Here is a 24,449-nt window from a genome sequence, read left to right as displayed (position 1 = left end):
ACGGCTCAGGCCCAGAGCTGGCCCTGGAGGGCCTCGATGGCCTCCTCGGTGGTGGCGGCCGTGTAGACGCCGGTGGAGAGGTACTTCCAGCCGCCGTCGGCGACGACGAACACGATGTCCGCGCTCTCGCCGGCCCGCACCGCCTTCCTGCCGACCCCGATCGCCGCGTGCAGCGCGGCACCGGTGGAGACGCCCGCGAAGATGCCCTCCTGCTGGAGCAGCTCGCGGGTGCGGGTGACCGCGTCGGCGGAGCCCACCGAGAAGCGGGTGGTGAGCACGGAGGCGTCGTACAGCTCGGGGACGAAGCCCTCGTCGAGGTTGCGCAGCCCGTACACCAGGTCGTCGTAGCGCGGCTCGGCGGCGACGATCCGCACGTCCGGCTTGTGCTCGCGCAGATAGCGGCCGACGCCCATCAGGGTGCCGGTGGTGCCGAGTCCGGCCACGAAGTGGGTGACCGAGGGCAGGTCGGCGAGGATCTCGGGGCCGGTGCCCGCGTAGTGGGCGCCCGCGTTGTCCGGGTTGCCGTACTGGTAGAGCATCACCCAGTCCGGGTTCTCGGCGGCGAGTTCCTTGGCGACCCGTACGGCGGTGTTGGAGCCGCCCGCGGCCGGGGAGGCGATGATCTCCGCGCCCCACATGGCGAGCAGGTCCCGGCGCTCCCGCGAGGTGTTCTCGGGCATCACGCAGACGATGCGGTAGCCCTTGAGCCTGGCGGCCATGGCCAGCGAGATGCCGGTGTTGCCGCTGGTCGGCTCCAGGATGGTGCAGCCCTTGGTGAGGCGGCCGTCCTTCTCCGCCTGCTCGACCATGTGGAGCGCGGGACGGTCCTTGATCGAGCCGGTGGGGTTGCGGTCCTCCAGCTTGGCCCACAGGCGCACGTCGTCGGACGGCGAGAGCCGCGGCAGGCGCACCAGGGGGGTGTTGCCCACCGCGGCCAGCGGGGAGTCGTGGCGCATCGGGTATCAGGCCATACCGCCGGCGACCGCCGGCAGGATCGTGATGCTGTCGCCGTCGGCGAGCTTGGTGTCGATGCCGTCCAGGAAGCGCACGTCCTCGTCGTTCAGGTAGACGTTGACGAAGCGGCGCAGCTGGTCGCCGTTCTCCTTGTCGACGAGGCGGGCCCGGATGCCCGCGTGCCGGGTCTCGAGGTCGGCGAAGAGCTTGGCGAGGGTGTCCCCGGTGCCCTCCACCGCCTTCTGGCCGTCGGTGTACTGGCGGAGGATGGTCGGGATGCGGACCTCGATGGCCATGGCTGAGGGCTCCTGTCGGAAGTTTGTCGTGGGTACTGAGAGCACGCGGCGGCACGCGGCAGCGCGCCGCGGCTCACGGCCGCACGGCGGCAGCCGAAGATCAACAGATGGCGCTTTCCAGCCTGCACAGGTCGACGTGCAGCCGCGCCACGAGCATCGTGCCCGGCGCCTTTTCGCTCACGTCGAGAAGAACCATGGGCTCATCGTATCGATTCCCCCTCCGGCTCCCGGAGTGTGATCCCACGCACCGGACGCTTTCTGTCCGCCATGTGGCATCAGTACGCCTCCACGACCTCGACCTCTTCCTCGGTGACCTCGCCTTCCAGGATCCGGAACGAGCGGAACTGGAATTCACCGGCGTCGTCGGTGTCCGCCGTGGAGACCAGGACGTAGTGGGCGCCGGGCTCGTTGGCGTAGGCGATGTCGGTGCGGGAGGGGTAGGCCTCGGTGGCCGTGTGGGAGTGGTAGACGATCACCGGCTCCTCGTCCCGGTCGTCCATCTCCCGGTAGAGCTTGAGCAGGTCCTGCGAGTCGAACTCGTAGAAGGTCGGCGAGCGGGCCGCGTTCAGCATCGGGATGAACCGCTCGGGGCGGCCCCGGCCCGCGGGGCCGGCCACCACGCCGCACGCCTCGTCGGGGTGGTCCTCGCGCGCATGGGCGACGATCTGGTCGTACAGGGCCTGGGTGATGGTCAGCATGCGGCCAGCATAGGCAACGGGCCGGTCCGTACCGGTGGGTGGTACGGACCGGCCCATATGCCGGACGCCCTGAGCGGTGGCCGCGCCGGGTGCCACGAGCACCCCGGGCGGCCGGGCGTCCGCGAGGCGCGCGAACGCGCTGGTCGGGGGCGTCGCCCGTCAGCCGATCTGTTCGAGTTCCGGCTCGCCGCGCGGCTCGGTGATCTCCGGGTTGCGGCCCTTGAGCACCGCCCAGCCGATGCCGAGGGCGGCGGCCCAGCCGGCCATCACGTACAGGCAGACCCGGGCGTCGGCGTCGTAGGCGATCAGGCAGGTGACGAAGAGCAGGAAGGCGATGGCGACCCAGGAGCACACCGAGCCGCCCGGCGCCGGGAAGGAGGAGGCGGGCAGGCGGCCCGCGACGACCCTGCGGCGGTAGCGGACGTGGCTGATCAGGATCATCAGCCAGGTCCAGATGCCGGCGGCGGTGGCGACGGAGGTGACGTAGCCGAAGGCCTTCTCCGGGACGATGTAGTTCAGGACGACGCCGATGCCCATGAAGACCACCGAGAGGGCGATGCCGATGGCCGGGGTCCTGGTCGAGGACAGCCGCTTGAAGACCTTGGGCGCCTCTCCGTTGTCCGCGAGGGTGCGCAGCATGCGGCCCGTGGAGTACATGCCGGAGTTGCAGGAGGACAGGGCGGCGGTGAGCACCACGAAGTTGACGATGCCGGCGCCGGCCGGGATGCCGATGACGGTGAAGGCCTTCACGAAGGGGCTGACGCCCTCGGCGAACTCGGTCCACTTCACCACGGCCAGGATGACGGTGAGGGCGCCGACGTAGAACAGCGCGATGCGCCAGGGCAGGGTGTTGATCGCCTTGGGGAGGGTCTTCTCCGGGTTCTCCGACTCGCCGGCGGTGACGCCGACCAGCTCCACGGCGAGGTAGGCGAACATGACGCCCTGCAAGGTCATCAGGGACGAGCCGATGCCCTTGGGGAAGAAGCCGTCGAACTCCCACAGGTTGGAGACGGCGGCGGTGTCGCCGGCCTGGCTGAAGCCGAGGGTGAGCACGCCTGCGCCGATCACGATCATGCCGATGATGGCGGTGACCTTGACCATCGAGAACCAGAACTCGATCTCGCCGAACAGCTTCACCGAGATCAGGTTGGCCACGAACAGCAGGACCAGGAAGACCAGGGCCGACACCCACTGCGGGATGTCGGGGAACCAGTAGTGGATGTAGATGGCGGCGGCGGTGAGTTCCGCCATGCCGGTGACCACCCACATCAGCCAGTACGTCCAGCCGGTGAAGTAGCCGAAGAAGGGGCCGAGGAACTCGCGCGAGTACTCGGCGAAGGAGCCGGAGACCGGCCGGTAGAGCAGAAGCTCGCCGAGCGCCCGCATGATGAAGAAGATGATCAGGCCGGCCAGGGCGTACATGAGGATGATGCTGGGGCCGGCCTTGGCGATGTTGGCCCCGGCGCCCAGAAAGAGGCCGACGCCGATGGCGCCGCCGATCGCGATCATCTGGACCTGGCGGCTGTTGAGTCCGCGCTCGTAGCCCTCTTCGGGGGCCTTCTCCGTGTCGACCTGCGCAGAGGTCATGTGTGATGCGCCTTTCTCCATGCCGACCCGGGCCTTTCGTCGGCCTCGGATCGGGTCTCGATCCCCCCGGATGATGGAGCTGAGCGGGCCTCACATCCCGCTCGGTGCCTGGCCGGCGGTCAACCGGCTCGGTGGCGCACCCGGCCGAACATGCGGGTGGTGTTCACCGGGCGGTCGTGAAGATCTACCACGGTGACGGCGCTGATCACAGGGGCCACCTGTGATGTGTCACACAGACGGAGGCGGACAAAAAGCGCCCCTGGGGTGCAAAAAAGGGCGCGTCATTTGACGGGATCGTTATCCGGATTTGAGGCTCCGCTGAGCGGACACCGGGCCCGGTCGAACCGCCGCGTTCAGGGCATGAGGGTCGCGACGAGGGACTCCTGGAGCCCGCCGAGCCACAGGTACGCCATCACCATCGGCTTGCGCGGGTCCTCGTCCGGGAGCCGGTAGAGCAGGTCGGTGTCGTCCTCGTCGGCGATCTCGAGGCGGGAGCCGATCGCCAGGCGAAGGTCGTTCAGGGCGCTCAGCCACTGCCTCGACTCCTCCGCCGACAGCTTCAGCACCGCCCCGCCGTCGCCCGCCGACCCGGACGCCACGGCGTCCAGGGTGCGGATCACCAGGAGGGCGCTCTCGCGCTTGCCGGCCCGCAGGTCGTTCTCGGTGTAGCGGCGGAACTCCGCGGAGTACGCCCGCTGCTCCTCGGCCTCCCGGGCCTGCGGGGTGCCCTCGGGGTCGCCGTAGGCGTCCGGGAACAGGCGCCGCAGCACCGGGTCGGAGGGCGGTTCGCTCGGGCCGTCGGTGAACAGCTCGGCGAGCGGGTCGTCGGAGGCGTCCTCGGCGGGACCCGGGCCGATCAGCTCCAGGAGCTGCACGGCCAGGGAGCGGATGATGGAGATCTCGACGTCGTCGAGGGCGACGGCGGCACCGCCGCCGGCCAGCGGTTCGAATTGTCCGGGCATGAGGGCGATTCAGCTACTTCCGTCCTGCGGGCGGGCGTGGGTCATTTCCGGTCCTGCTGGAGGGTGGCCCACAGACCGTAGCCGTGCATGGCCTGGACGTCCCTTTCCATCTCCTCGCGCGAGCCGCTGGAGACGACCGCCCGGCCCTTGTGATGGACGTCCATCATGAGCTTGGTGGCCTTGTCCTTCGAATAGCCGAAGTAGGACTGGAAGACGTACGTCACGTAGCTCATGAGGTTGACGGGATCATTGTGGACGATCGTCACCCAGGGCACGTCGGGCTCGGGTACGGCGAAGACCTCCTCCGCCGGCTCGGTCTTCTCGATCTCCATGGGTGCGGCTGACGTCACACCACCCATGCTGCCACCACAGGTGGGCACCCGCACAAACGGCCTTGTGGGCGGCGTCACGCCCCACAAATCGTCAGACTGACGAAATGGGGGTACGATCCTCATCATGAACACAGCCGACCATGGGCTGCCGGTGGACGTCCCGTCGACGGCGCTCTTCACGGACCAGTACGAACTGACCATGCTCCAGGCCGCCCTGAAGGCGGGCACGGCCGCACGCCAGAGCGTGTTCGAGGTCTTCACCAGGCGACTTCCGGACGGGCGGCGCTACGGCGTGGTGGCCGGCACCGGACGCGTACTGGACGCGGTGGAGAACTTCCGCTTCGACCCGGGCGTCCTGCGCTTCCTCCGGGAGAAGGACGTCGTCGACGGCGAAACCCTGGACTGGCTCGCGCAGTATCGTTTCAGCGGTGACATCTGGGGCTATCCCGAGGGCGAGGTGTACTTCCCGGGTTCGCCGATCATGCGGGTCGAGGGGTCCTTCGCCGAGTGCGTGCTCCTGGAGACCGTGATCCTCTCCATCCTCAACCACGACTCCGCGATCGCAGCCGCCGCCTCCCGCATGTCCTCCGCGGCCGGGGAGCGCCCGCTGATCGAGATGGGCGCCCGCCGCACCCACGAGCTGGCCGCCGTCGCCGCCGCCCGCTCCGCCTACATCGGCGGCTTCGCGACCACCTCCGACCTGGCCGCCGGCTTCCGCTACAACATCCCCACCGTCGGCACCTCCGCCCACGCCTTCACCCTGCTGCACGACAGCGAGCGCGACGCCTTCCGGGCCCAGGTCGACTCGCTCGGCAGGGACACCACGCTCCTCGTGGACACCTACGACGTCGCCGAGGCCGTCCGTACGGCCGTGGAGGTCGCCGGGCCCGAGCTGGGCGCCGTGCGCATCGACTCCGGTGACCTGCTGCTGGTCGCCCACCGGGTGCGCCAGCAGCTGGACGAGCTGGGCGCCACCGAGACGAAGATCGTCGTGACCTCCGACCTGGACGAGTACGCCATCGCCTCGCTGGCGGCGGCGCCCGTGGACGCGTACGGCGTCGGCACCCAGCTGGTGACCGGGTCCGGGCATCCGACGGCCTCGATGGTCTACAAGCTCGTCGCCCGCGCCGAGTCCGGCTCCGCGGGCGAGGCGGCGCCGCTGGTGGCGGTGGCGAAGAGGTCGACCGGCGGCAAGACCTCGATCGGCGGGCGCAAGTGGGCCGCCCGGCGGCTGGACGCGTACGGCTACGCCGAGGCCGAGGTGGTCGGCACCGGTCCGGTGCCCGACGGTCTCTCCGACCGGCAGCTCCTGGTCGAGCTGGTCAGGGGCGGCGAGGTGGTCGCCCGCGAGCCGCTGGACGCCGCCCGGGACCGGCACGCGGCGGCCCGCGCCAATCTTCCGCTCTCGGCCACCCAGCTCTCCCGGGGAGAACCCGTCATTCCCACGGAGTACGCGCACGGGGGCTCGGGTAACTAAAGCGGTGCGCCGTGAAACGGCGCGCGCACTCCGCCCGCCCCCGACCGTCCCACCGAATTCCGCAGCCGATCCAGTCGAAGGACACCGACCATGCGCCGCGCCCTGATCGTCGTCGACGTACAGAACGACTTCTGCGAGGGAGGCAGCCTCGCGGTGTCCGGCGGTGCCGACGTGGCCGCCGCCATCACCGAGCTGATCGGGCAGGCGCCCGCCGGCTACCGCCACGTCGTGGCCACCCGCGACCACCACATCGCACCGGGTGGCCACTTCGCCGACCACCCCGACTACGTGCACTCCTGGCCGGCGCATTGCGTGGCAGGCACCGAGGGGGTCGGCTTCCACCCGAACTTCGCCCCCGCCGTCGCCTCCGGCTCGATAGACGCCGTCTTCGACAAGGGCGCCTACTCGGCGGCCTACAGCGGCTTCGAGGGCACCGACGAGAACGGCACGAAGCTCGCCGAGTGGCTGCGCGCCCGGGAGATCGACGAGGTCGACGTCGTGGGCATCGCCACCGACCACTGCGTACGGGCGACCGCCCTGGACGCCGCCCGCGCGGGTTTCCGCACCCGGGTGCTGCTCGACCTGACCGCCGGGGTGGCCGCGCAGACCACCGAGCGGGCACTGGAGGAGCTGCGGGAGGCGGACGTGGAGCTGTCCGGCAGGCCGGTCGTCCGGTAGCCCAGGCCGGGTCGGAGGGGAACTCCGTCGCCGGAACTCCTCGCCTCGTGTCGCCGGTTCACCGGCCTCGTCCAGGAGTGGTCCGGGCGCGGCGAGTCGTCAGGAAGTCACGGACCTCCGCCTTTGCGTCCACGCGTGCCACGGTGGCCGCCGTCCGCGTCGTGAGGGAGGCTGTGCTGGTACCCGGACGAGCAGGGACTGCTGCCCGTGCGGGACAGGCCGTGTCATGGATGTCGCACGCGGGGAGCGCGAGACGCGCCTGCCGCGGTCGCACGGCAGCGGCACACGCGTCGAGAGGGGACCGACATGACGAACGAAGATCTGCGGCCCGCCGCGGTCGGCCTCGGCACCTGGGCCTGGGGCGACAGCGGGCGGAGCGGCGACGGATACTTCGGCAGCGAGCTGAGCCGGGCGGTCCTGGCAGAGGTCGCCGACAAGGCCCAGGTTGCCGGGCTCACCCTGTGGGACACGGCGCTGGTCTACGGCATGGGCCGCTCCGAGCAGGTGCTCGGCGAGGTCCTGAAGCGGTACGACCGCGGCGACTACCGGATCTCGACCAAGTTCACCCCGCAGATCGCGGGCGACGGCGAGAACCCGGTGGCCGACATGCTTGAGCGAAGCCTGGCGAATCTCGGCACCGACTACGTCGATCTCTACTGGATCCACAACCCGGCGGATGTCACTCGGTGGACGGCGCATCTGGTCCCCCTGCTGGAGAGCGGCAGGATCCGGCACGTCGGCGTCTCCAACCACGGTCTGGAGGAGATCCGGCTCGCCGACCGGATCCTCGGCGAGGCCGGATTCCGCGTCGAGGCCGTGCAGAACCACTACAGCCTGCTCTACCGAAGCTCCGAGGAGGCCGGGATCCTGGACCACTGCCGCGAGAACGGCATCCGCTTCTACGCCTACATGGTGCTTGAGCAGGGCGCGCTCACCGGCCGGTACGACACGAAGAGCCCGATGCCGCAGGGCAGCGTCCGCGCTCGGGCCTACAACGCCGTGCTCCCCCGGCTGACGGCGTTGACCGACGGGCTCGCCCGGCTCGGACGGGCCCGGGAGGCGTCCGCCGCGGACATCGCGACCGCGTGGGCGATCGCGAAGGGCACCACGCCGATCATCGGAGTGACCAAGCCGCAGCACATCGACGGCCTCGTGCGCGCCACCGGCGTCGCCCTCACCGACGACGAGATCACCGAGCTGGAGTCCCTCGCGGCTGCCGCGCAGGTGAACACCCGCGGCAGCTGGGAACACGAAATGTGATCCCTGGCCCCGCGCGTCGCTCGAAGCCGGCTCATGGCTTTCGGCCGTGCCTCTTCCGCTCAGGCAGCCGATGTCGGGCGTCCGAGCAGGGCCCGGATCGGGTGCCACAGCTCCTGGACGAGGTCGGGACCGCCCACCGCGCCGGCCACCGGAGCCGTGCGCCATATCAGGCCGTCGGGGTGGTGCAGGACCGCCGTGACCTCGTCCGGGGTCGGCGGGGCCGCGTTGCCCCGCAGGTAGACCGCGCGCAGGCCCAGATTGCGCAGCCTGGTCAGGGCGCGCGCCCGGTTGCGGGCGTGGACCAGTACGCGCACTCCCCCGGGGGTGTGCGCGCCCCGCCGACGGCGACGGGGCGCGGCAGGTTGAGTGCCACCACCACGGTGCCGTTCGGCAGCTTGCAGAAGCCTCCTGCGGCCATGCGGTCATACCCCCGTGTCAGCCGGTGCCGGTCCGGGTCTCGGACCTGGTGTCAATAAGAGAACCACAGGAGGCACCTAAACACGGATCGGCGGCGACCCGCCAGGGGGCCACCGCCGATCACGCTCTGACCTGCGAAGACGCTATTTACCTGCCCGCAGGGCCGACCTCAAGCTCGATCGTCGAGCCATTCTTGGCCTCCTTCAGGATCTTGATCTTCGTGTTGGTGTCAGTGATCTTGACACTGCCGGCCGGGTTCGCCTCGTCGTAGTAGTCGCTCTTGCGGTCGTTGAAGACCGAGACGCCCTTCGAGCCCGGGACGGTCTTCGCCACGCCCGCCTTGTGCAGCGTCATGCCGCCCGTGGGGTAGAGGCTGAACGCCGAGTCGTAGGTCTGGAAGCGGTTGCGCATCAGCGTGCCGTCCTTCCACTTCAGCGCGGTCGGGTGCGAGTCGACCGGCAGGACCAGACCGGCGCCCGGGTGCTGGCTGGTGTTGTTGTCCGCCTGGGAGGTGTCCCACTTCCAGATCAGCAGGCCGTTCTGGTACGCGTAGTGCTCCACCCAGTTGGGGCGGTCCGAGAAACCGAAGTTGTACGGGCCGGTCTTCAGCGTCTTGTCGTACGACTCGTACTGCCGGTTCTCGGCGATGTAGTACTGCGCGTAGTCCTTGGTGAAGGACGCGCCGACGCGGGAGAAGCCGGTGGCCGTCCACGCGTCGTCGGCGGTCTCCGCGTCGTCGGCGAAGAGGGTCTCCCCGTCGGCCGTCACCGTGATCTCGTCGGCCGCGAAGCCCTTCTGGGCCACGCCGCCGTCGGTCTGGTAGCGGAAGCGGAGGTCGATCTTCTGGCCCGCGTAGGCGTCCAGCGGGTAGACGAGCTTGCCGTAGGCGTCGACGGTGGCGCTCAGGGCGGGCTTGCCGCTGCCGTCGCGCTCGATCGGGCGGCCGTCGAACGTGCCGTCCACGGCGGTCCAGTTGGCGCCGCCGTCGGTGGACACCTCGGTGTAGAGGTAGTCGTAGCCGGACTCGATGTCGTACCAGCCGTCCAGGGTGAGGGCGGCGGACGACCTGCCGGTGAGGTCGACGCCTCGGGTCAGCGTGTTTCTGAGGTCGTCACCGCTGCCGCTCCACCACTGGGTCTCGCCCTCGGCGGGGGTCACGATCTCGGTGGTGACTGCCTTCTTCGGCAGCTCGACGACCAGACCCTGCTTGTGCTTGGTGTTGTACTCGGCCACGCCCAGCTTGTGCCAGGAACTGACGCCCGCCTTGGCGGTGTCGTAGTTGAGCCAGCCCAACTGGAGCTTGTCCCAGGCGTTCATGTCGCCGGGCAGGTCGCCGATCTCGTTGCGGCCGGTGCCGAGCCAGGAACCGGAGGACATCAGCGTCCAGAACCCGGTGGAGTTCTCGCCGCCGGCCGTGTCGTAGTGGTCCGGCAGGCCGAGGTCGTGGCCGTACTCGTGGGCGTAGACGCCGAGTCCGCCGTTCTCCGGCTGGATGGTGTAGTCGCCGACCCAGATGCCGGTGTCGCCGATCTGGGTGCCGCCGAGCTTGTTCTGGTCGGGGCCGGTGGCGCCGGCGTCGGTGCCGAAGGCGTACCAGCGGTGGGCCCAGATCGCGTCCTCGCCCTGCGCGCCGCCGCCCGCGGACTCGTCCTCGCCGGCGTGCACGATCTGGAAGTGGTCGATGTAGCCGTCCGGCTCGTTGAAGTCGCCGTCGCCGTCGTAGTCGTAGCGGTCCCACTGGTCGTACTGGGCGAGCTGGGACTTGATCTCGGCGTCGGTCCGGCCGGCCGCCTGCTGCTGCTCGACCCAGGCGGTGACGCCGTCCTGCACCGCGTACCAGGCGCAGGTGTCGGGGACGCACTTGTTGGAGCCGTAACGGGCCTCGTTGTAGGGGACCTTGACCCAGTCGGAGACCTCGCCCTCGACCGAGTAGCGGCCGGAGGACTGCTTCTCGTAGTACGTCTTGACCGAGTTGACGCCCTTGCCCGAGCCGAAGTACAGGTCCTGGAAGTGCTCCCGGTTGTAGTCCGCCTGCCAGGCCGTGGAGTTGTCCGTCGCGCGGTCCGGCTCGGCTATCTCGTTGTGCAGCGGGCCGGGGTCGCCGCCGTAGCGGCTGTCGACCTGGTCGCCGAACTCGACCAGGATGGTGAAGATCTTGTCCGTCTTCTCCCGGCCCAGTTCGACGTACTTGCTGTCGCCCTTCTTGCCCTTGAGCTGGACGACGTTGGAGCCGCCCTTCTTCTTCACCGAACTCTTGCCGGATATGACCTGGCTGAGGGCCTCCTCGCGCTGGGCGGCCTGAGTGTCGCTCAGGGGGCCCTTGAGGTCGTGGGAGCGCGTGCCCTTCTCCGGGTGCGGGTCGTGGCGGTCCACGCCCTCCGGCCGGGCCGGCGAGTCCGCCTGCGCGACACCGGCCGCGGAGAGCGAGACGGTGGCGGCGGCGAGCGCGACGGTGGCCGCTGCCGCTCTGAACGTCCAGGATCTACTGGTCACTTGATTTCCTCCCCCGCGTCGACGCGCGCGGATGGGGGGACAAGGTCGGTGCGAAGTCCGCGCACGCGTGTTCAACGCGTGTAGTCAAGTGACGACATTTGACTAGAGGTTCGACTGAAAAGACAGACCTTGACTTGAGCAGGACAAGTGCACTAGGCGGAGCCGTCGTTCGCTCCGCGGACCACGGACCGGTCGGCCGCGGCGCCCGACGGGCGCGCGGGACCGTCCACTTGCCGGATGCCATGAATCCGTGCGCCCCCTGTGCATCGGCACTGTCTGTCGGGTCACGCTTACTAGCGGTTCCACTCGGGCACACAGCCGGTTAGAGTCGCTTGGCGGAACGCCCGGAAGCCGGCGGAATGCCAGGCCGACAGCCGGTCACACTTCAAGATCGTCTTCCGAGGACACGATGGCCATGCCCCGTCCGACTGCCGCACAGTTCGCCTACGGTTCGTGCACGGTGATCTTCTCGACGCTCGCCATGCTGCTGTTGTCCCGGACGAGTTCGGGTCCGGGAATCGCCCTCGTCACCGTCGCTTCGCTGGCCCTCGGGCTGCTGGTCGCCCTGGCGGTCCCGCAGCCCGGGACCCGTCCCGTGACCGCCGTGCCGTCCCGCGGGCCCGCCGCGGCCCGGGAGCCGGTGCCGGCCGCGGCCCGGGTCTCCGCGGGTGCGGGCGACTCGGCGCGCGGTCGGGCCGCCTGAGCCTTCGCGGGCGTCCGTGTCGTCAACGGGCGCTGACCACGACCGTCTTGGCTGCCTTGTCGTGCAGGCCCTGCTTGTAGGGCCGGTCGAAGAAGCTCCAGCCGCCCGCGATGATGGTCCACACGCAGGCGCAGCAGAAGGCGAACGGGATCCACAGCACCAGGGCGCGGACCAGTGACGTCCGCACCGAGGGCGTGGCGCCGTTGTCCAGGTTGGCCACGCGCAGGCCGAGCCACTTCTTGCCGAGGGTCTGGCCCGTCTTGGTGATCATGTAGGTGTCGTAGCCGATGTAGAGCACGGCGGCGATCACGGACTGCCCGAAGGACTTGCCGACCGCGATGTCGTCGCCGTCCACCTGGTACTCCTGGACGTTGAACGCCCAGCTGAGCAGCCAGACCACGATGCCCACGAGGATCATGTCGATGATCCGCGCGAGCGTACGCCGCCCGCTGTCGGCGAGCGGGGGCATGCCGGACAGCGGATCGGCGGGGTAGGAGCCCCCACCGTACGGGTCACCGCCGTAGGGGCCGCCGCCACCGGGGGGTTGCCCGCCGTAGGGCCCGCCGCCACCGGGAGGCTGAGCGCCGTAGGGCCCGCCCTCACCGGGGGGCGGGCGTTCGCTGCCGCCGTACGGCGGGGGCTGGCCGGCGTCTCCTCCGGGCGGGGGCGGACTGTCGTACGGCGAGCCCGTACCGCCCGCGCCGGGGCCGGGGCCGGGGTCCCGGCCCGGTTCGGGGGACGAGGGAGGCTTCCTGAACGGGTCGTCTTCCGGCGGCTGCCCGCCGGCTCCGGTGGGCGGTTCGCTGCTCATGGCCCGAGTCGACCCCGAACCCCTGGACGACGCATCCGGCGAGCCGCCGTCCGGAGTACCGGGGCGCGCCTGCGGGCACGGGAGGCGCGGCGTGGCCCCGGGGGCGAGGGGTCCGGTGGGCCCGCCGCCCGGTGCCGGGGACGCGGCCCGCCGCCCGGAGCACCCGGGGACGGGACCACAACGCCGGGCAGGCGACTCAGACGCCAGCGACCAGCGGAGCCACACCCGGCACCAGACCGCCACCCAACACCGCAGCGACAGCAACCCGATGAGCCACCACCCGGAACACCCGAGGGCGCGGGCGCCGCTCCGGACACGCGGCGCGCAACACAAGCCGGAGGCCGACGGGACAGCGGACCGCCGCCCGGCACCAAAGACACGGCAACCCAGCGAACCACCACCCCGAGCACCCGGGAACGGGACCACAACGCCGCGCAGGCGACTCAGACGCCAGCGACCAGCGGAGCCACACCCGGCACCGGACCGCCACCCAACACCGCAGCGCAGTAATCCGGTGAGCCACCGCCCGGAACACCCGGGGACGCGGCGAACCGCCGTCCGGAACGCCCGAGGGCGAAGCCCCACCCCCGGGCACCCCGCGCAAACCCCAGCGACCGACGGCGCCACCACCCGGCGCCGGAGCGCGGCAACCCAAGCGTGTGGGTGCCGCTCCGGACGTGTGGCGCAGCCGGGCGGTGGGGTCAGGTGGCTACGAAGGTGCGGGACGCCTTGTCGTGCCAGCACTGGTGCCAGGGGCGGTCGAAGAGGCACCAGGCGACGCCGACCACGCCGACGACCAGGAGGCCGGGGACCGCGTAGACCAGCCAGCGGCGCAGGGACGCGCCGAAGGTCGGGGGCTCGTGGGCCTCGATGTCCCGTACCTCCAGGCCGAGCAGCTTCTTGCCCAGGGTGCGGCCCCACTTGGCGGTGGGCAGCGCCTCGTAGACGACGCCGAAGAGCAGCAGGACGGCCAGGACGATGCCCAGGTACGTGGACGTGGTGCCGTCGAGCAGCCAGACGGTGACGGTCTCGCCGGAGAGCTTGGCCCGGTCGATCTTGTCGTCGACGTGGTCGATCGCCTTGACGCCGAGGGGTACGGCGGCCACACCGGTGACGCCCGCGAGGACCGCGGTGTCGATCAGACGGGCGGCCAGCCGCTTGCCGAGCCCGGCGGGGCGGGCCGACGCCTGGCGTCGGGCGGCGGCCTGGAACACGTCCTCGACCGGCGGCTTCCAGGGCGCGACGGGCGGCTCGTCGCCGCCCCCGGCGAGCTGGTGCACCTGCTGGGCCCAGGAGGGCTGACCACCGCCGGGGCCGGCCGAGAGCGGGGCGGAGGCCGCGGGCTTCGGCGCGGCGGCCTGGCGCGGGACGGCCGGACCGCCCGGACCGGTGGCACCGCCCGATCCCGTCGGACCGCCCGATCCCGTCGGACCGCCCGTCTGCTGCGGCCCTGCGGGGGCCGTGGGTGCGGACTGCGCGGCGGCTCGGGCGGCTGCCGCCTTCCCGGCGTCGAAGCCGGGAACGCCCGGGGCGCCGACCCGCGGGGGGACCGCGCGGAAGGTGATGGTCCCCTCGTCGTCGTCCGCGGCGCCGCGCGGGGCCGGCTTGCCCTGGGGCCCGGCCGCCGGGCGCTGGAAGACGAAGGTGTTGCCCGCCCCGGCCTGCGCGTCGCCGGACGTGCCCTCGGCCGTGGCGTCCGTCCGCGCGGAACGTGCGCTGCCACCCCGCGCGGGCCGGTCACCGCCCGCGGGGTCCCCGGTCCGGGAGCCGCTCCCGGCGGCCCCGCCACGAGCACCGCTCGGCGCGCCCGCACCGCCGACGGGCCCCGGTCCGCCGGGCACGCGTCCGTCCTGAGCCCCGCCGGCCCTCCCCGCACCGGGTCCACCGGCGATGCCGGGCCCGGAGGCCGCGGAGCCGGCACCACGGGCGCCACCCGGACCCCCGCCACCGGCGGGCACGGCGCCACCCGAGCCCCTGCCGCCGGCCACCCCGGCGCCGCTCGGCCCGTCGGCTGCCGCCCCACCCCGTGGGTCATGAGGAGCCGCCCCGCCTCCGGCACCCGGCCGTACCGGGCCACCGCGCGCACCGCCCACCGGCCCGGCACCCGCGTCGGCCGGTGCGCCCCCGGGCGCCGCCGGACCGGCCGGGCCCGGGGCGTGCGGGATCCGCGGGTCCGGGCCCTGGGCCGTGCCCGGCCAGGCGACGCGGCGGTTCGTGTCGTCGGCGAAGCCGGACTGGTGGGAGCGGTCGGCGCCCCAGGCCGTGGCCGGCTCCGGGCGGCTGCCGTGCTGGGACGCGGCGGCCGGCGGCGGTTCCTCGACCGGGTCCTCGTCGAAGAAGTGCGGGCCGGTCTCCTCGACGGAGGGCCGCGCGCCGGGCGGCGGCGCCAGCGACTCACCGTCCCCGGGGGCGGGCCGGCTCGTGCCCGACACCCAGGAGGCGCCGTTCCAGTAACGGACATATCCAGGAATGGACGGGTCCGGGTAAAACCCTTCGCGGGGCCTGTCGTCACCGGGGGCCGGGGTTGGGGCGCTCATGTCCGTCGTCCCGTATCTGCTCGGGGGTTGGTATGGGGGCCTCAACATCTATCAGACGGGCGCAATCCGCACCGCCGGTCCGGCAGGACGCGCCCCTTTCCGGGCAACCTCGTGCATGGACCTTCACTCCGGGGACAGAGTCCGGAAAAAAGTTCGGCGAACCCGCGTAATGCTCACGGCCCCGGCCGCTCTCACTCGTGCGGGCCCGTTCCAGGCGGCCCGTGCGGACCCGTACGAGAGAGGAAACCCCCGCCATGCACCCCACCGTCGTTGAACGCGAACTGGAGCTGAGGCTCATCCTGTCGCCCGAGTGCGGCATCCCGGTGCCGGCCCGGCTCGCCTACCACGCGGACGACCCCTACGCCGTCCACATCACCTTCCACATCAACTCCGGCCACCCGGTGCACTGGACGTTCGCCCGCGACCTGCTGGTGGAGGGCGTCTTCCGGCCGTCCGGGCACGGGGACGTGCGGGTGTGGCCGTCGAAGGCGGACGGCCGCAGCGTCGTCCTGATGGCGCTGAGCAGCCCGGACGGCGACGCCCTCCTGGAGGCGCCCACCCCCCAGGTGTCGGCCTGGCTGGAGCGCACCCTGCGGGCGGTGCCGCCGGGCACCGAGGGCGAGCAGCTCGGCATCGACGACGGGCTGGCCGAGCTGCTCGCCCGGTGAGCCGCGGCACCGGTCAGAAGAGCTTGCCCGGGTTGAGGATGCCCAGCGGGTCGAAGACCTGTCTGACGGCCCGCTGCATCTCCAGGCCCACCGGGCCCAGCTCCCGCGCCAGCCACTCCTTCTTCAGCACGCCCACCCCGTGCTCGCCGGTGATGGTCCCGCCGAGTTCCAGGCCGAGTGCCATGATCTCGTCGAAGGACTCGCGGGCCCGCCGGGACTCGTCGGGGTCCGACGCGTCGAAGCACACGGTGGGGTGGGTGTTGCCGTCGCCCGCGTGGGCGCAGACCCCGATGGTGAGGTCGTGCTCGACCGCGATGCGCTCGACGCCCTCCAGCATCTCGCCGAGCCGGGAGCGGGGCACGCACACGTCGTCGATCATCGTCGTGCCCTTGACGGCCTCCAGCGCGGTGAGCGCCGACCGGCGTGCCTGGAGGAGCAGTTCCGACTCGGCCGCGTCGTCGGCCGGGACCACCTGCGTGGCACCGGCCGCCTCGCACAGCGCGCCCACGGCGGCGAGGTCGGCGGCCGGGTCCGAGGTGTCGAAGGCGGCGAGGAGCAGGGCCTCGGTGGTCTCGGGCAGGCCCATGCGGGTGAGGTCGTTTACCGCCTTGACGGTCGTACGGTCCATCAGTTCGAGGAGGGACGGCACGTGCATGCCCTCCATGATCCGGCAGATCGCGTCGCACGCGGCGGACGCCGACGTGAACTCGGCGGCCAGCACCAGTTGCTCGGGCGGCCTGGGACGCAGGGCGAGCACGGCCCGTACGACGATGCCGAGGGACCCCTCGGAGCCGACGAACAGGCGGGTGAGGTCGTACCCGGCGACGCCCTTGGCGGTGCGGCGGCCGGTGGACATCAGGCGGCCGTCGGCGAGGACGACGTTGAGGCCGAGGACGTACTCGGCCGTCACCCCGTACTTGACGCAGCACAGGCCGCCGGAGGCGGTGCCGATGTTGCCGCCGATGGTGCACGTCTCCCAACTGGAGGGGTCCGGCGGGTAGTACAGACCGTGTTCGTTCACCGCCCGGGAGAGCGTGGCGTTGACGACGCCCGGCTCGACGACGGCGACGCGGTCGACGGGGTTGATCTCCAGGATGCGGTCCATCCTGGTCAGGCAGAGCACGACACAGCCCTCGGTGGCGTTGGCCGCGCCGGACAGACCGGTGCGGGCGCCCTGCGGGACCACCGGGACGCGCAGGGCGGTGGCGGTGCGCATGACGTGCTGCACCTCCTCCACGGTGCGCGGCAGGACGACCACCGCGGGGGCGCCGGCCGGACAGAAGCTCGCCATGTCGTTGGCGTAGGAGGCCGTGACGTTGGGGTCGGTGAGGACGGACTCGGCGGGCAGAGCGGCCCGCAGCCGGTCGACGAGGGTGGCGTCGACGGCCGTGGCCGCGCCGGTCCCAGGGGGTGCGTCGTCCTTGTCGCGGGGCGCTTCGATGCGGCTTTCGATGCGGCTCATGAATCAGAGGTTCGCACCCGGGGCCATCGGTGTGAACCCCGTCGACGGCGCCCGCCACCTGCCCGGTGCGCTCATCGTATTGACGCACAGTGAGCGCCATGGACGCCATGGACAGGGAGACCGGACAGGGGCGGCGATCCCGCCGCGGACGCCGGGCGCTGATCGCCTCCGTCGCCGGGGCCGCCGTACTCGGCGGGGTCCTGGTGCTGCTGCCCCGGGACGGGCGCGGCGCTCCCCGGCCCGCGCCGGGGCCCGAGGCGCTGGCGCGCGGCGCGCTCACCACGGGGGTGCCGGCCGCGCTGGGGGACCTGGCCGTGCTGATCGGCGACCGGGAGGCCCATCTGCGGGCGCATCCGCGGGACGGGGCGTCGTGGGCGGTGCTCGGGGCGGCCTACGTGGAGCAGGGGCGCCGGACGGCGGACAGCGCGAACTGGCCGAAGGCCGAGAAGGCGCTGAACACCTCGCTGGAGGTCGGGGCGGGGCGCGACCCGCAGGCCATGGAGGGGCTCGCGGCGCTCGCGGTCGCGCGGCGCGACTTCCCCGGTGCGAAGAAGTGGGGCGAGAGCGCGGTCCGGGCGGCGCCGAAGCGGTGGACGGCGCACGCGGTGCTGATCGACGCGTACACCGGGCTCGGCGACGACAAGGGGGCGGGCCGGGCCCTGGACAGAGTGCTGGAGCTGCGTTCCGGCACCCCGGCCGCCAGGGCGCGGGCCGCGGCCGTCTACCGGGACCGGGGCTGGCGCGAGGACGCGGCGGCCCAGATCTCCGACGCGGTGGCCACGGCCGGGGCGCCGGCCGAGCGGGCGGCGTATCTGGAGCAGGCCGGGCGGCTGGCGTTCGAGCGCGGGGAGCGGGAGGAGGCGCTGCGCTTCTTCCAGGAGGCGCTGCGCACCGACCCGGACCAGCGGGCGGCGCAGGCCGGGCAGGGCAGGGCGCTGGCGGCGCTGGGCCGGACCACGGAGGCGCTGTCCGCGTACCAGGCGGCGCTGGCCAAGCGGCCCAACCCGGAGTTCGCGCTGGAGCTGGGCGAGCTGTACGAGTCGCTGGGCCTTGAGCAGGCCGCGCGGGTGGAGTACGACCTGCTGCGGGAGCGGGTGCGGGGCGCCGCGGCGGCCGGGGCCGACGAGGAACTGGTGCTGGGGTACCTGGAGGCGGACCACGGGGACCCCGAGGAGGCGGTGCGGCTGCTGCGGGCCGAGTGGGGGCGGCAGCCGGGGATCGCGGTCGCCGACGCGCTGGGCTGGGCGCTGCACCGCACCGGTGCGCACGAGGAGGCGCTGGAGTTCGCGACGATCGCGACCGAGGGCGACCAGGGCGGCGGGGTGCGCAGCGCGCCGTACGCCTTCCACCGGGGGCTGATCGAGCGGGAGCTGGGGCGGTCCGGGTCCGCGCGGCGCCACCTTCGGGAGGCGCTGGTGATCAACCCGTACTTCTCGCCGCTGCGGGCGCCCGAGGCGCGGCGGGCGCTGACGGAACTGGGCGAGCCCTCGATGGAGGGCCCGCCCAAGTAGTGCCCCGCAGGACCCCGCGGGGCCCCCGGGGTCAGAGGTTGCCGCGCTTGTCCTGCTCGCGCTCGATCGCCTCGAACAGGGCCTTGAAGTTGCCCTTGCCGAAGCCCATCGAGCCGTGGCGCTCGATCATCTCGAAGAAGACGGTCGGACGGTCCTGGACCGGCTTGGTGAAGATCTGCAGCAGATAGCCGTCCTCGTCGCGGTCGACGAGGATCTTCAGCTCCCGCAGCGTGTCGACGGGCACGCGGGTCTCGCCCGCCCACTCGCCGAGCGTGTCGTAGTACGAGTCGGGCGTGTCCAGGAACTCGACGCCGGCCGCCTTCATCGCGCGCACGGTCTGCACGATGTCGTTGGTGTTCAGCGCGATGTGCTGGACGCCGGCGCCGCCGTAGAACTCCAGGTACTCGTCGATCTGGGACTTCTTCTTGGCGACGGCGGGCTCGTTGATCGGGAACTTGACCTTGAGGGTGCCGTCCGCGACCACCTTGGACATCAGCGCGCTGTACTCGGTGGCGATGTCGTCGCCCACGAACTCCTTCATGTTCGTGAAGCCCATGACCTTGTTGTAGAAGCCGACCCACTCGTTCATGCGGCCGAGTTCGACATTGCCGACGCAGTGGTCCACGGCCTGGAAGACGCGCTGGGCGGGCGGGGCGACCATCGGCCGGGCTTCGACGTATCCGGGCAGGTAGGGGCCGTCGTAGCCGGTGCGCTCGACGAGCGTGTGGCGGGTCTCGCCGTAGGTGGCGATCGCGGCGAGGACGACGGTGCCGTGCTCGTCCTTGGCCTCGTGCGGCTCGGCGAGCGAGCGGGCGCCGTGCTCGACGGCGTAGGCGTGGGCGGCGCGCGCGTCCGGGACCTCGATGGCGAGGTCGACGACGCCGTCGCCGTGCTCGGCCACGTGCCGGGCGAGGAAGCGGCCCCAGTCGGTCGTGGGCTTGATCACCGAGGTGAGGACGAAGCGGGCGGAGCCGCTCTCCAGGACGTAGCTCGCGGTCTCCCGGCTGCCGTTCTCCGGTCCGGAGTAGGCGACCAGGCGCATGCCGAAGGCGGTGGAGTAGTAGTGCGCGGCCTGCTTGGCGTTGCCCACGGCGAAGACGACCGCGTCCATTCCCTTGACCGGGAAGGGATCGGCCTGCCGGGCGGTGTCGGGAGTGTGGTGTGTGGTCTGCGTCATAGCCGCAGGTTCTCCCGTGTCTGCAAGGTGCGCAATAGTTTGCGTATCCAGTGGGCAACCTGACCAGCGATACGCCGGCGGGAGCGGGCGATCTGTACAGGATGACCAGCCGGGAGGGTGAGGGATGGCGATCGATCGACTGGACGGGCGGATCCTCGCACTGCTGGCCCGGGAGCCCCGGATCGGGGTGCTTGAGATGTCCCGGCGGCTGGGGGTGGCGCGCGGCACCGCGCAGGCGCGGCTGGACCGGCTTCAGTCGAACGGAGTCATCCGCGGTTTCGGTCCCGACGTGGATCCGGCGGCCCTCGGCTACCCGGTGACGGCCTTCGCCACGCTGGAGATCCGGCAGGGCCAAGGGGCCGACGTACGGGCGCACTTGACGACCGTGCCGGAGGTGCTGGAGCTGCACACCACGACCGGCACCGGGGACATGCTGTGCCGGCTGGTGGCCCGCTCCAACGCCGATCTCCAACGGGTGATCGACCGGGTTGTCGGTTTTGATGGCATCGTCCGGGCCGCCACGGCGATCGTCATGGAGAACCCCGTTCCGCTGCGGATCGTCCCGCTGGTGGAGCAGGCGGCCAAGGACAGCGAAGGACCCGACTGACACAGGCCCGATCCCGGAGGTGAGCGGAGTTGAACTTCTGGGAGTTCCTGGGCAGCCGCCACCAGCAGTTGCTCACCGACGGCTACCAGCACGCCAGCGCGGTCTTCCAGTGCATGGTCGTGGCGACTCTGCTCGGGGTCGTGATCGGCGTCGTCACCTACCGCAGCGAGTGGGCGGGCAACCTGGCGACCCTGACCACGTCGACCATCCTGACCATCCCGTCGCTTGCCATGATCGGTCTGCTCATCCCGATCGTGGGCCTCGGCGTCGCGCCGACGGTGACCGCGCTGACCCTGTACGGGCTGCTGCCGATCGTGCGCAACGCGATCGTCGGCCTGCGCGGGGTGGACCCGGCGCTGGTGGACGCGGCCAAGGGCATCGGGATGTCGCGTGCGGCCCGGCTGCTGAAGGTGGAACTGCCGCTGGCCTGGCCGCCGATCCTCACCGGGATCCGGGTCTCGACGCAGATGCTCATGGGCATCGCCGCGATCGCCGCCTACGCCTCCGGTCCGGGCCTCGGCAACGAGATCTTCCGCGGGATCGCCTCACTGGGCAGCAAGAACGCCCTCAACCAGGTACTCGCGGGCACCCTCGGGATCATCGTCCTGGCGCTGCTGTTCGACGCGGCGTACGTGCTGCTCGGCCGGCTGACCATTCCGAGGGGGATCCGTGTCTGAGAACGGCCACAACGACACCACCGGGGCGACCATCGAGCTGGAGTCCCTCACCAAGGTCTACCCCGGCAACCCGCAGCCGGCCGTCGAGAACGTGTCGATGGAGATCAAGGCCGGCGAGACGGTCATCTTCGTCGGCCCCTCGGGCTGCGGGAAGTCCACCACCCTGAAGATGATCAACCGGCTGATCGAGCCGAGCGGCGGACGCATCCGCATCGGCGGCGAGGACGTCACCGACATCGACCCGGTGAAGCTGCGCCGCCAGGTCGGCTACGCGATCCAGTCCTCCGGCCTCTTCCCGCACATGACCGTCGCCCAGAACATCGCGCTGGTGCCGAAGATGATCGGCTGGTCCAAGTCGCGGATCAGGTCACGGGTGGAGGAGATGCTCGACCTGGTCGGTCTCGACGCCGGGGAGTTCCACGGCCGCTATCCGCGCCAGCTCTCCGGCGGCCAGCAGCAGCGGGTGGGCGTGGCGCGGGCCCTGGCGGCCGATCCGCCCGTACTTCTGATGGACGAGCCGTTCGGAGCGGTCGACCCGATCACCCGGGACCACCTCCAGGACGAGCTGATCAGGCTCCAGCACGAGCTGCACAAGACGATCGTCTTCGTCACCCACGACTTCGACGAGGCGATCAAGCTGGGCGACCGGATCGCCGTGCTGCGCGAACGCTCCCACATCGCGCAGTTCGACACCCCGGAGGCCATCCTCACCAACCCGGCGGACGACTTCGTCTCCGGCTTCGTGGGCGCCGGGGCGGCCCTGAAGCGGCTGAACCTGACCCGGGTGCGGGACGTGGGGATCACCGACTACCCGACGGTGACCGTGGAGGACCCGCTCCAGCACATCTTCGAGCGGCTGCGGAAGTCCGGCAACAACGAGATCCTGCTCCTCGACCGGCGCGGCCGGCCCTACAAGTGGCTCAGGCGCGGCGACGTGATGCGGGCCAAGGGTTCGCTGGCACGGGCCGGGACGCTGGTCAACGACACGGTGACCCGGGACGCGACGCTGCGGGACGCGCTGGAGGCGGTGCTCACCGACAACGCGGGGCGGGTCGCGGTCACCGGGCGGCGCGGCGCGTACGAGGGGGTCGTCGACATGGAGACGCTGATGAACTCCGTGCAGGAGCTGCTGGAGGCCGACCGGCTCGACGCGCTGGAGCACCAGCAGGACCTGGAGGAGATCCGGGCCACGCAGACGCACTCCGAGCAGGAGGGCTTCGGCATCAAAGGAGACGGGGGCACGGTGTGAGTACCTCGTCCGGCCCCTCGTCCGGCTCCTCCTCGGGGGCCTCCCGGCGGCGGCCCGAGGGCGAGCGCGAGGTCAAGGCGCTCGCCCTGCGGGACGAGGCCGAGGAGGAGCAGGAGTCGCCCCCGCCGCCCCCGCCGTCCCCGGGGCCCGCGGGGCGCCGGATCGGCTGGCGGAAGCTGACCTTCCTGCCCACGGTGCTGATCGCCGTACTGCTGGCGACGTGGCTGTGGTTCCGGCAGGCCCACCTGGACGCGCTCAGCGAGAACGCGCTGTCGAACGGGCAGGTCACCAAGGCCCTGTGGCAGCACGTCCAACTGACCGTGATCTCGACCTTCTTCGTGCTGATCATCGCCATCCCGCTGGGCGTCCTGCTCACCCGCGGGATGTTCCGCAGGGCCACCCCGGTGGCGATGGCCTTCGCCAACACCGGCCAGGCGACCCCGGCCATCGGCCTGCTCGCGCTGCTGGTGATCTGGCTGGGCATCGGCCGCCGGGCCGCCCTGATCGGCATCATCATCTACGCCGTCCTGCCCGTGCTCTCCAACACCATCGCGGGCCTGCGGGCCAACGACCCGACGCTGCTGGAGGCGGCCCGCGGCATCGGCATGTCCCCGCTCGGCGTGCTCACGCGGGTGGAGATGCCGCTGGCCGTCCCGCTGATCCTGGCCGGCGTGCGCACGGCCCTGGTGCTGAACGTCGGTACGGCGACGCTGGCGACCTTCGGCGGGGGCGGCGGCCTGGGCGTGCTGATCACCACCGGGATCACCAGCCAGCGGATGCCGGTGCTGGTGCTCGGCTCGGTCCTCACCGTCGCCCTCGCGCTGCTGGTGGACTGGCTGGCCTCGCTCGCCGAACTGCTGATGCGCCCGCGCGGGTTGGAGGTGGAGACATGAGCCGGCCGCAAGTGGGGACCGTGAGCCGCCGTACGTGCCTGCTGCTGACCGCCTCGCTGCTGGCGGCCACCGCCGGCTGCGGCCTGACCAGCGGCTCCCCCATGGTCGACGACGTCGGGCCCGGCTCCATCGGGAAGGGCCGGCCGCTGGAGGGCGCCGACCTCACGGTCACCTCCAAGGAGTTCACCGAGCAGCTGATCCTCGGCGCAATCATGGGCATCGCCTTCGAGGCGGCCGGCGCGCAGGTGCTCGACCGCACGGGCATCCAGGGCTCCGTCGGCACCCGGGCGGCGGTCGAGAACGGCGACGCCGACGCCACGTACGAGTACACGGGCACCGCCTGGATCACCTATCTGGGCCGCAGCAAGCCGATCCCCGACCCGCGGCAGCAGTGGGAGGCGGTGAAGGAGGCCGACGCGAAGAAGGGGCTGACCTGGCTGACGCCGGCCCGGCTGAACAACACCTACGCGCTGGCGATGAACCAGGCCAACTACAAGAAGTACGGCACGAGGACGATGTCGGAGGTCGCCGAGCTGGCGAAGTCCGACCCCGGCGCGGTGACGCTGTGCGTGGAGGGCGAGTTCGCCAACCGCGCGGACGGTCTGCCGGGGCTGGAGAAGGCGTACGGGATGAGGATCCCGGCCGGGAACATCACGCAGATGGACACCGGCATCATCTACACCCAGACCGCGAAGGGCTCCGGCTGCACCTACGGCGAGGTGTACACCACCGACGGGCGGATCAAGTCCATGAACCTGGTGGTGATGGAGGACGACAAGAAGTTCTTCCCGAACTACAACGCGGCGCCCATGGTCCGCACCGCCACCCTGAAGAAGTGGCCGGCGATCGCGTCCGTCCTCGACCCGGTCACCGAGGCGCTGACCAACGACGTCGCGCGGACCCTGAACGCGAAGGTCGACGTGGACGGCGAGGATCCGCACCAGGTGGCGCTGGACTGGATGAAGGAGAAGGGCTTCGTGAAGGAGGGATAGCCGACTTC

Annotated in this window: 23 protein-coding genes and 2 pseudogenes; 11 read left to right on the top strand and 14 right to left on the bottom strand. The window is 71.5% G+C overall.

Features of this window, described 5'->3' with window-relative positions:
• Window positions 1–5: 5 nt before the first annotated feature.
• The 7 genes from AC4IHM_RS20780 to clpS all read right to left on the bottom strand — a co-directional run bounded on the left by AC4IHM_RS20780 (window position 6) and on the right by clpS (window position 4,856).
• Entirely contained in the window at window positions 6–956 is a 951-nt protein-coding gene (locus tag AC4IHM_RS20780; protein ID WP_490868508.1) for a PLP-dependent cysteine synthase family protein, read from the bottom strand.
• Between the two features lie 6 nt (window positions 957–962).
• Window positions 963–1,250 (bottom strand): MoaD/ThiS family protein, encoded by a 288-nt coding sequence (locus tag AC4IHM_RS20775; RefSeq protein WP_490868507.1) that lies wholly within the window; start codon window positions 1,248–1,250, stop codon window positions 963–965.
• Between the two features lie 100 nt (window positions 1,251–1,350).
• Complete coding sequence (locus AC4IHM_RS20770; RefSeq protein WP_490868506.1) at window positions 1,351–1,446, bottom strand: putative leader peptide; 96 nt, start codon at window positions 1,444–1,446, stop codon at window positions 1,351–1,353.
• A gap of 79 nt (window positions 1,447–1,525) precedes the next feature.
• Window positions 1,526–1,948 (bottom strand): M67 family metallopeptidase, encoded by a 423-nt coding sequence (locus AC4IHM_RS20765; RefSeq protein ID WP_490868505.1) that lies wholly within the window; start codon window positions 1,946–1,948, stop codon window positions 1,526–1,528.
• A 159-nt stretch (window positions 1,949–2,107) separates the two neighbouring features.
• Window positions 2,108–3,535 (bottom strand): amino acid permease, encoded by a 1,428-nt coding sequence (locus tag AC4IHM_RS20760; protein WP_490868504.1) that lies wholly within the window; start codon window positions 3,533–3,535, stop codon window positions 2,108–2,110.
• Between the two features lie 353 nt (window positions 3,536–3,888).
• A complete protein-coding gene (locus AC4IHM_RS20755) occupies window positions 3,889–4,497 on the bottom strand; it encodes a DUF2017 domain-containing protein (protein WP_490868503.1) in 609 nt (202 codons plus the stop codon).
• A 41-nt stretch (window positions 4,498–4,538) separates the two neighbouring features.
• Window positions 4,539–4,856, bottom strand: coding sequence for an ATP-dependent Clp protease adapter ClpS (clpS, locus tag AC4IHM_RS20750; RefSeq protein ID WP_490868502.1), 318 nt, complete (start codon window positions 4,854–4,856; stop codon window positions 4,539–4,541).
• Between the two features lie 97 nt (window positions 4,857–4,953).
• On the opposite strand from clpS, the gene AC4IHM_RS20745 reads away from it, so the two are divergent.
• The 3 genes from AC4IHM_RS20745 to AC4IHM_RS20735 all read left to right on the top strand — a co-directional run bounded on the left by AC4IHM_RS20745 (window position 4,954) and on the right by AC4IHM_RS20735 (window position 8,244).
• Entirely contained in the window at window positions 4,954–6,306 is a 1,353-nt protein-coding gene (locus AC4IHM_RS20745; protein WP_490868501.1) for a nicotinate phosphoribosyltransferase, read from the top strand.
• 90 nt (window positions 6,307–6,396) lie between these two features.
• The gene (locus tag AC4IHM_RS20740) at window positions 6,397–6,984 is read left to right on the top strand and encodes a nicotinamidase (RefSeq protein ID WP_490868500.1); all 588 of its coding nucleotides are present in this window, start codon (window positions 6,397–6,399) and stop codon (window positions 6,982–6,984) included.
• A gap of 306 nt (window positions 6,985–7,290) precedes the next feature.
• Window positions 7,291–8,244, top strand: a complete 954-nt coding sequence (locus AC4IHM_RS20735) for an aldo/keto reductase (RefSeq protein WP_490868499.1) — start codon at window positions 7,291–7,293, stop codon at window positions 8,242–8,244.
• A 59-nt stretch (window positions 8,245–8,303) separates the two neighbouring features.
• Here AC4IHM_RS20735 and AC4IHM_RS20730 read toward each other — a convergent pair.
• Together AC4IHM_RS20730 and AC4IHM_RS20725 are read right to left on the bottom strand one after the other, a co-directional pair.
• Window positions 8,304–8,662 (bottom strand): annotated as a pseudogene (locus AC4IHM_RS20730) (hypothetical protein).
• 146 nt (window positions 8,663–8,808) lie between these two features.
• Entirely contained in the window at window positions 8,809–11,154 is a 2,346-nt protein-coding gene (locus tag AC4IHM_RS20725) for an immune inhibitor A domain-containing protein (protein WP_490868498.1), read from the bottom strand.
• Window positions 11,155–11,569: 415 nt separating this feature from the next.
• On the opposite strand from AC4IHM_RS20725, the gene AC4IHM_RS20720 reads away from it, so the two are divergent.
• A complete protein-coding gene (locus tag AC4IHM_RS20720; protein WP_490868497.1) occupies window positions 11,570–11,857 on the top strand; it encodes a hypothetical protein in 288 nt (95 codons plus the stop codon).
• A gap of 22 nt (window positions 11,858–11,879) precedes the next feature.
• Here the strand turns inward: AC4IHM_RS20720 and AC4IHM_RS20715 are convergent, their stop codons facing one another.
• From AC4IHM_RS20715 to AC4IHM_RS20705, 3 genes and pseudogenes are all read right to left on the bottom strand, one after another.
• The gene (locus AC4IHM_RS20715) at window positions 11,880–12,668 is read right to left on the bottom strand and encodes an RDD family protein (RefSeq protein ID WP_490868496.1); all 789 of its coding nucleotides are present in this window, start codon (window positions 12,666–12,668) and stop codon (window positions 11,880–11,882) included.
• A 701-nt stretch (window positions 12,669–13,369) separates the two neighbouring features.
• The gene (locus AC4IHM_RS20710; protein WP_490870887.1) at window positions 13,370–15,100 is read right to left on the bottom strand and encodes an RDD family protein; all 1,731 of its coding nucleotides are present in this window, start codon (window positions 15,098–15,100) and stop codon (window positions 13,370–13,372) included.
• A gap of 12 nt (window positions 15,101–15,112) precedes the next feature.
• A pseudogene (locus tag AC4IHM_RS20705) lies at window positions 15,113–15,205 on the bottom strand (DUF2510 domain-containing protein); the annotation flags it as partial.
• 254 nt (window positions 15,206–15,459) lie between these two features.
• Between AC4IHM_RS20705 and AC4IHM_RS20700 the strand changes: the two are divergent.
• Entirely contained in the window at window positions 15,460–15,873 is a 414-nt protein-coding gene (locus AC4IHM_RS20700; RefSeq protein ID WP_490868495.1) for an SsgA family sporulation/cell division regulator, read from the top strand.
• Between the two features lie 13 nt (window positions 15,874–15,886).
• Here AC4IHM_RS20700 and AC4IHM_RS20695 read toward each other — a convergent pair whose 3' ends face one another.
• Window positions 15,887–17,335, bottom strand: coding sequence for an FAD-binding oxidoreductase (locus AC4IHM_RS20695; protein ID WP_490868494.1), 1,449 nt, complete (start codon window positions 17,333–17,335; stop codon window positions 15,887–15,889).
• A gap of 98 nt (window positions 17,336–17,433) precedes the next feature.
• On the opposite strand from AC4IHM_RS20695, the gene AC4IHM_RS20690 reads away from it, so the two are divergent.
• Window positions 17,434–18,846 (top strand): tetratricopeptide repeat protein, encoded by a 1,413-nt coding sequence (locus AC4IHM_RS20690; protein WP_490868493.1) that lies wholly within the window; start codon window positions 17,434–17,436, stop codon window positions 18,844–18,846.
• A 31-nt stretch (window positions 18,847–18,877) separates the two neighbouring features.
• Here the strand turns inward: AC4IHM_RS20690 and hppD are convergent, their stop codons facing one another.
• A complete protein-coding gene (gene hppD, locus AC4IHM_RS20685; RefSeq protein ID WP_490868492.1) occupies window positions 18,878–20,023 on the bottom strand; it encodes a 4-hydroxyphenylpyruvate dioxygenase in 1,146 nt (381 codons plus the stop codon).
• Window positions 20,024–20,147: 124 nt separating this feature from the next.
• On the opposite strand from hppD, the gene AC4IHM_RS20680 reads away from it, so the two are divergent.
• The 5 genes from AC4IHM_RS20680 to AC4IHM_RS20660 are packed head-to-tail and all read left to right on the top strand — an operon-like array spanning window position 20,148 to window position 24,441.
• On the top strand, window positions 20,148–20,630 hold the full coding sequence (locus tag AC4IHM_RS20680) for an Lrp/AsnC family transcriptional regulator (RefSeq protein WP_490868491.1): 483 nt from the start codon (window positions 20,148–20,150) through the stop codon (window positions 20,628–20,630).
• Between the two features lie 29 nt (window positions 20,631–20,659).
• Entirely contained in the window at window positions 20,660–21,307 is a 648-nt protein-coding gene (locus AC4IHM_RS20675; RefSeq protein ID WP_490868490.1) for an ABC transporter permease, read from the top strand.
• On the top strand, window positions 21,300–22,556 hold the full coding sequence (locus tag AC4IHM_RS20670; protein WP_490868489.1) for a betaine/proline/choline family ABC transporter ATP-binding protein: 1,257 nt from the start codon (window positions 21,300–21,302) through the stop codon (window positions 22,554–22,556). Before AC4IHM_RS20675 ends, AC4IHM_RS20670 begins: the two co-directional genes overlap by 8 nt.
• Complete coding sequence (locus AC4IHM_RS20665; protein WP_490868488.1) at window positions 22,553–23,449, top strand: ABC transporter permease; 897 nt, start codon at window positions 22,553–22,555, stop codon at window positions 23,447–23,449. The genes AC4IHM_RS20670 and AC4IHM_RS20665 overlap by 4 nt, the downstream gene beginning before the upstream one ends.
• On the top strand, window positions 23,446–24,441 hold the full coding sequence (locus AC4IHM_RS20660) for a glycine betaine ABC transporter substrate-binding protein (RefSeq protein WP_490868487.1): 996 nt from the start codon (window positions 23,446–23,448) through the stop codon (window positions 24,439–24,441). Before AC4IHM_RS20665 ends, AC4IHM_RS20660 begins: the two co-directional genes overlap by 4 nt.
• Window positions 24,442–24,449: the final 8 nt, after the last annotated feature.

Source organism: Streptomyces sp. SL06 (genome assembly GCF_058244745.1).
Note: the sequence above shows the minus strand (reverse complement) of the source record. Positions and strands in the feature narration are given on the sequence as shown.

What these genes read in the sequence shown, in the direction of transcription:
- AC4IHM_RS20780 (WP_490868508.1), bottom strand. Translation starts at nt 956, where the DNA reads ATGCGCCACGACTCCCCGCTGGCCGCGGTGGGCAACACCCCCCTGGTG.
- AC4IHM_RS20775 (WP_490868507.1), bottom strand. Translation starts at nt 1,250, where the DNA reads ATGGCCATCGAGGTCCGCATCCCGACCATCCTCCGCCAGTACACCGAC.
- AC4IHM_RS20770 (WP_490868506.1), bottom strand. Translation starts at nt 1,446, where the DNA reads ATGGTTCTTCTCGACGTGAGCGAAAAGGCGCCGGGCACGATGCTCGTG.
- AC4IHM_RS20765 (WP_490868505.1), bottom strand. Translation starts at nt 1,948, where the DNA reads ATGCTGACCATCACCCAGGCCCTGTACGACCAGATCGTCGCCCATGCG.
- AC4IHM_RS20760 (WP_490868504.1), bottom strand. Translation starts at nt 3,535, where the DNA reads ATGACCTCTGCGCAGGTCGACACGGAGAAGGCCCCCGAAGAGGGCTAC.
- AC4IHM_RS20755 (WP_490868503.1), bottom strand. Translation starts at nt 4,497, where the DNA reads ATGCCCGGACAATTCGAACCGCTGGCCGGCGGCGGTGCCGCCGTCGCC.
- clpS (WP_490868502.1), bottom strand. Translation starts at nt 4,856, where the DNA reads ATGGGTGGTGTGACGTCAGCCGCACCCATGGAGATCGAGAAGACCGAG.
- AC4IHM_RS20745 (WP_490868501.1), top strand. Translation starts at nt 4,954, where the DNA reads ATGAACACAGCCGACCATGGGCTGCCGGTGGACGTCCCGTCGACGGCG.
- AC4IHM_RS20740 (WP_490868500.1), top strand. Translation starts at nt 6,397, where the DNA reads ATGCGCCGCGCCCTGATCGTCGTCGACGTACAGAACGACTTCTGCGAG.
- AC4IHM_RS20735 (WP_490868499.1), top strand. Translation starts at nt 7,291, where the DNA reads ATGACGAACGAAGATCTGCGGCCCGCCGCGGTCGGCCTCGGCACCTGG.
- AC4IHM_RS20720 (WP_490868497.1), top strand. Translation starts at nt 11,570, where the DNA reads ATGCCCCGTCCGACTGCCGCACAGTTCGCCTACGGTTCGTGCACGGTG.
- AC4IHM_RS20715 (WP_490868496.1), bottom strand. Translation starts at nt 12,668, where the DNA reads ATGAGCAGCGAACCGCCCACCGGAGCCGGCGGGCAGCCGCCGGAAGAC.
- AC4IHM_RS20700 (WP_490868495.1), top strand. Translation starts at nt 15,460, where the DNA reads ATGCACCCCACCGTCGTTGAACGCGAACTGGAGCTGAGGCTCATCCTG.
- AC4IHM_RS20695 (WP_490868494.1), bottom strand. Translation starts at nt 17,335, where the DNA reads ATGAGCCGCATCGAAAGCCGCATCGAAGCGCCCCGCGACAAGGACGAC.
- AC4IHM_RS20690 (WP_490868493.1), top strand. Translation starts at nt 17,434, where the DNA reads ATGGACGCCATGGACAGGGAGACCGGACAGGGGCGGCGATCCCGCCGC.
- hppD (WP_490868492.1), bottom strand. Translation starts at nt 20,023, where the DNA reads ATGACGCAGACCACACACCACACTCCCGACACCGCCCGGCAGGCCGAT.
- AC4IHM_RS20680 (WP_490868491.1), top strand. Translation starts at nt 20,148, where the DNA reads ATGGCGATCGATCGACTGGACGGGCGGATCCTCGCACTGCTGGCCCGG.
- AC4IHM_RS20660 (WP_490868487.1), top strand. Translation starts at nt 23,446, where the DNA reads ATGAGCCGGCCGCAAGTGGGGACCGTGAGCCGCCGTACGTGCCTGCTG.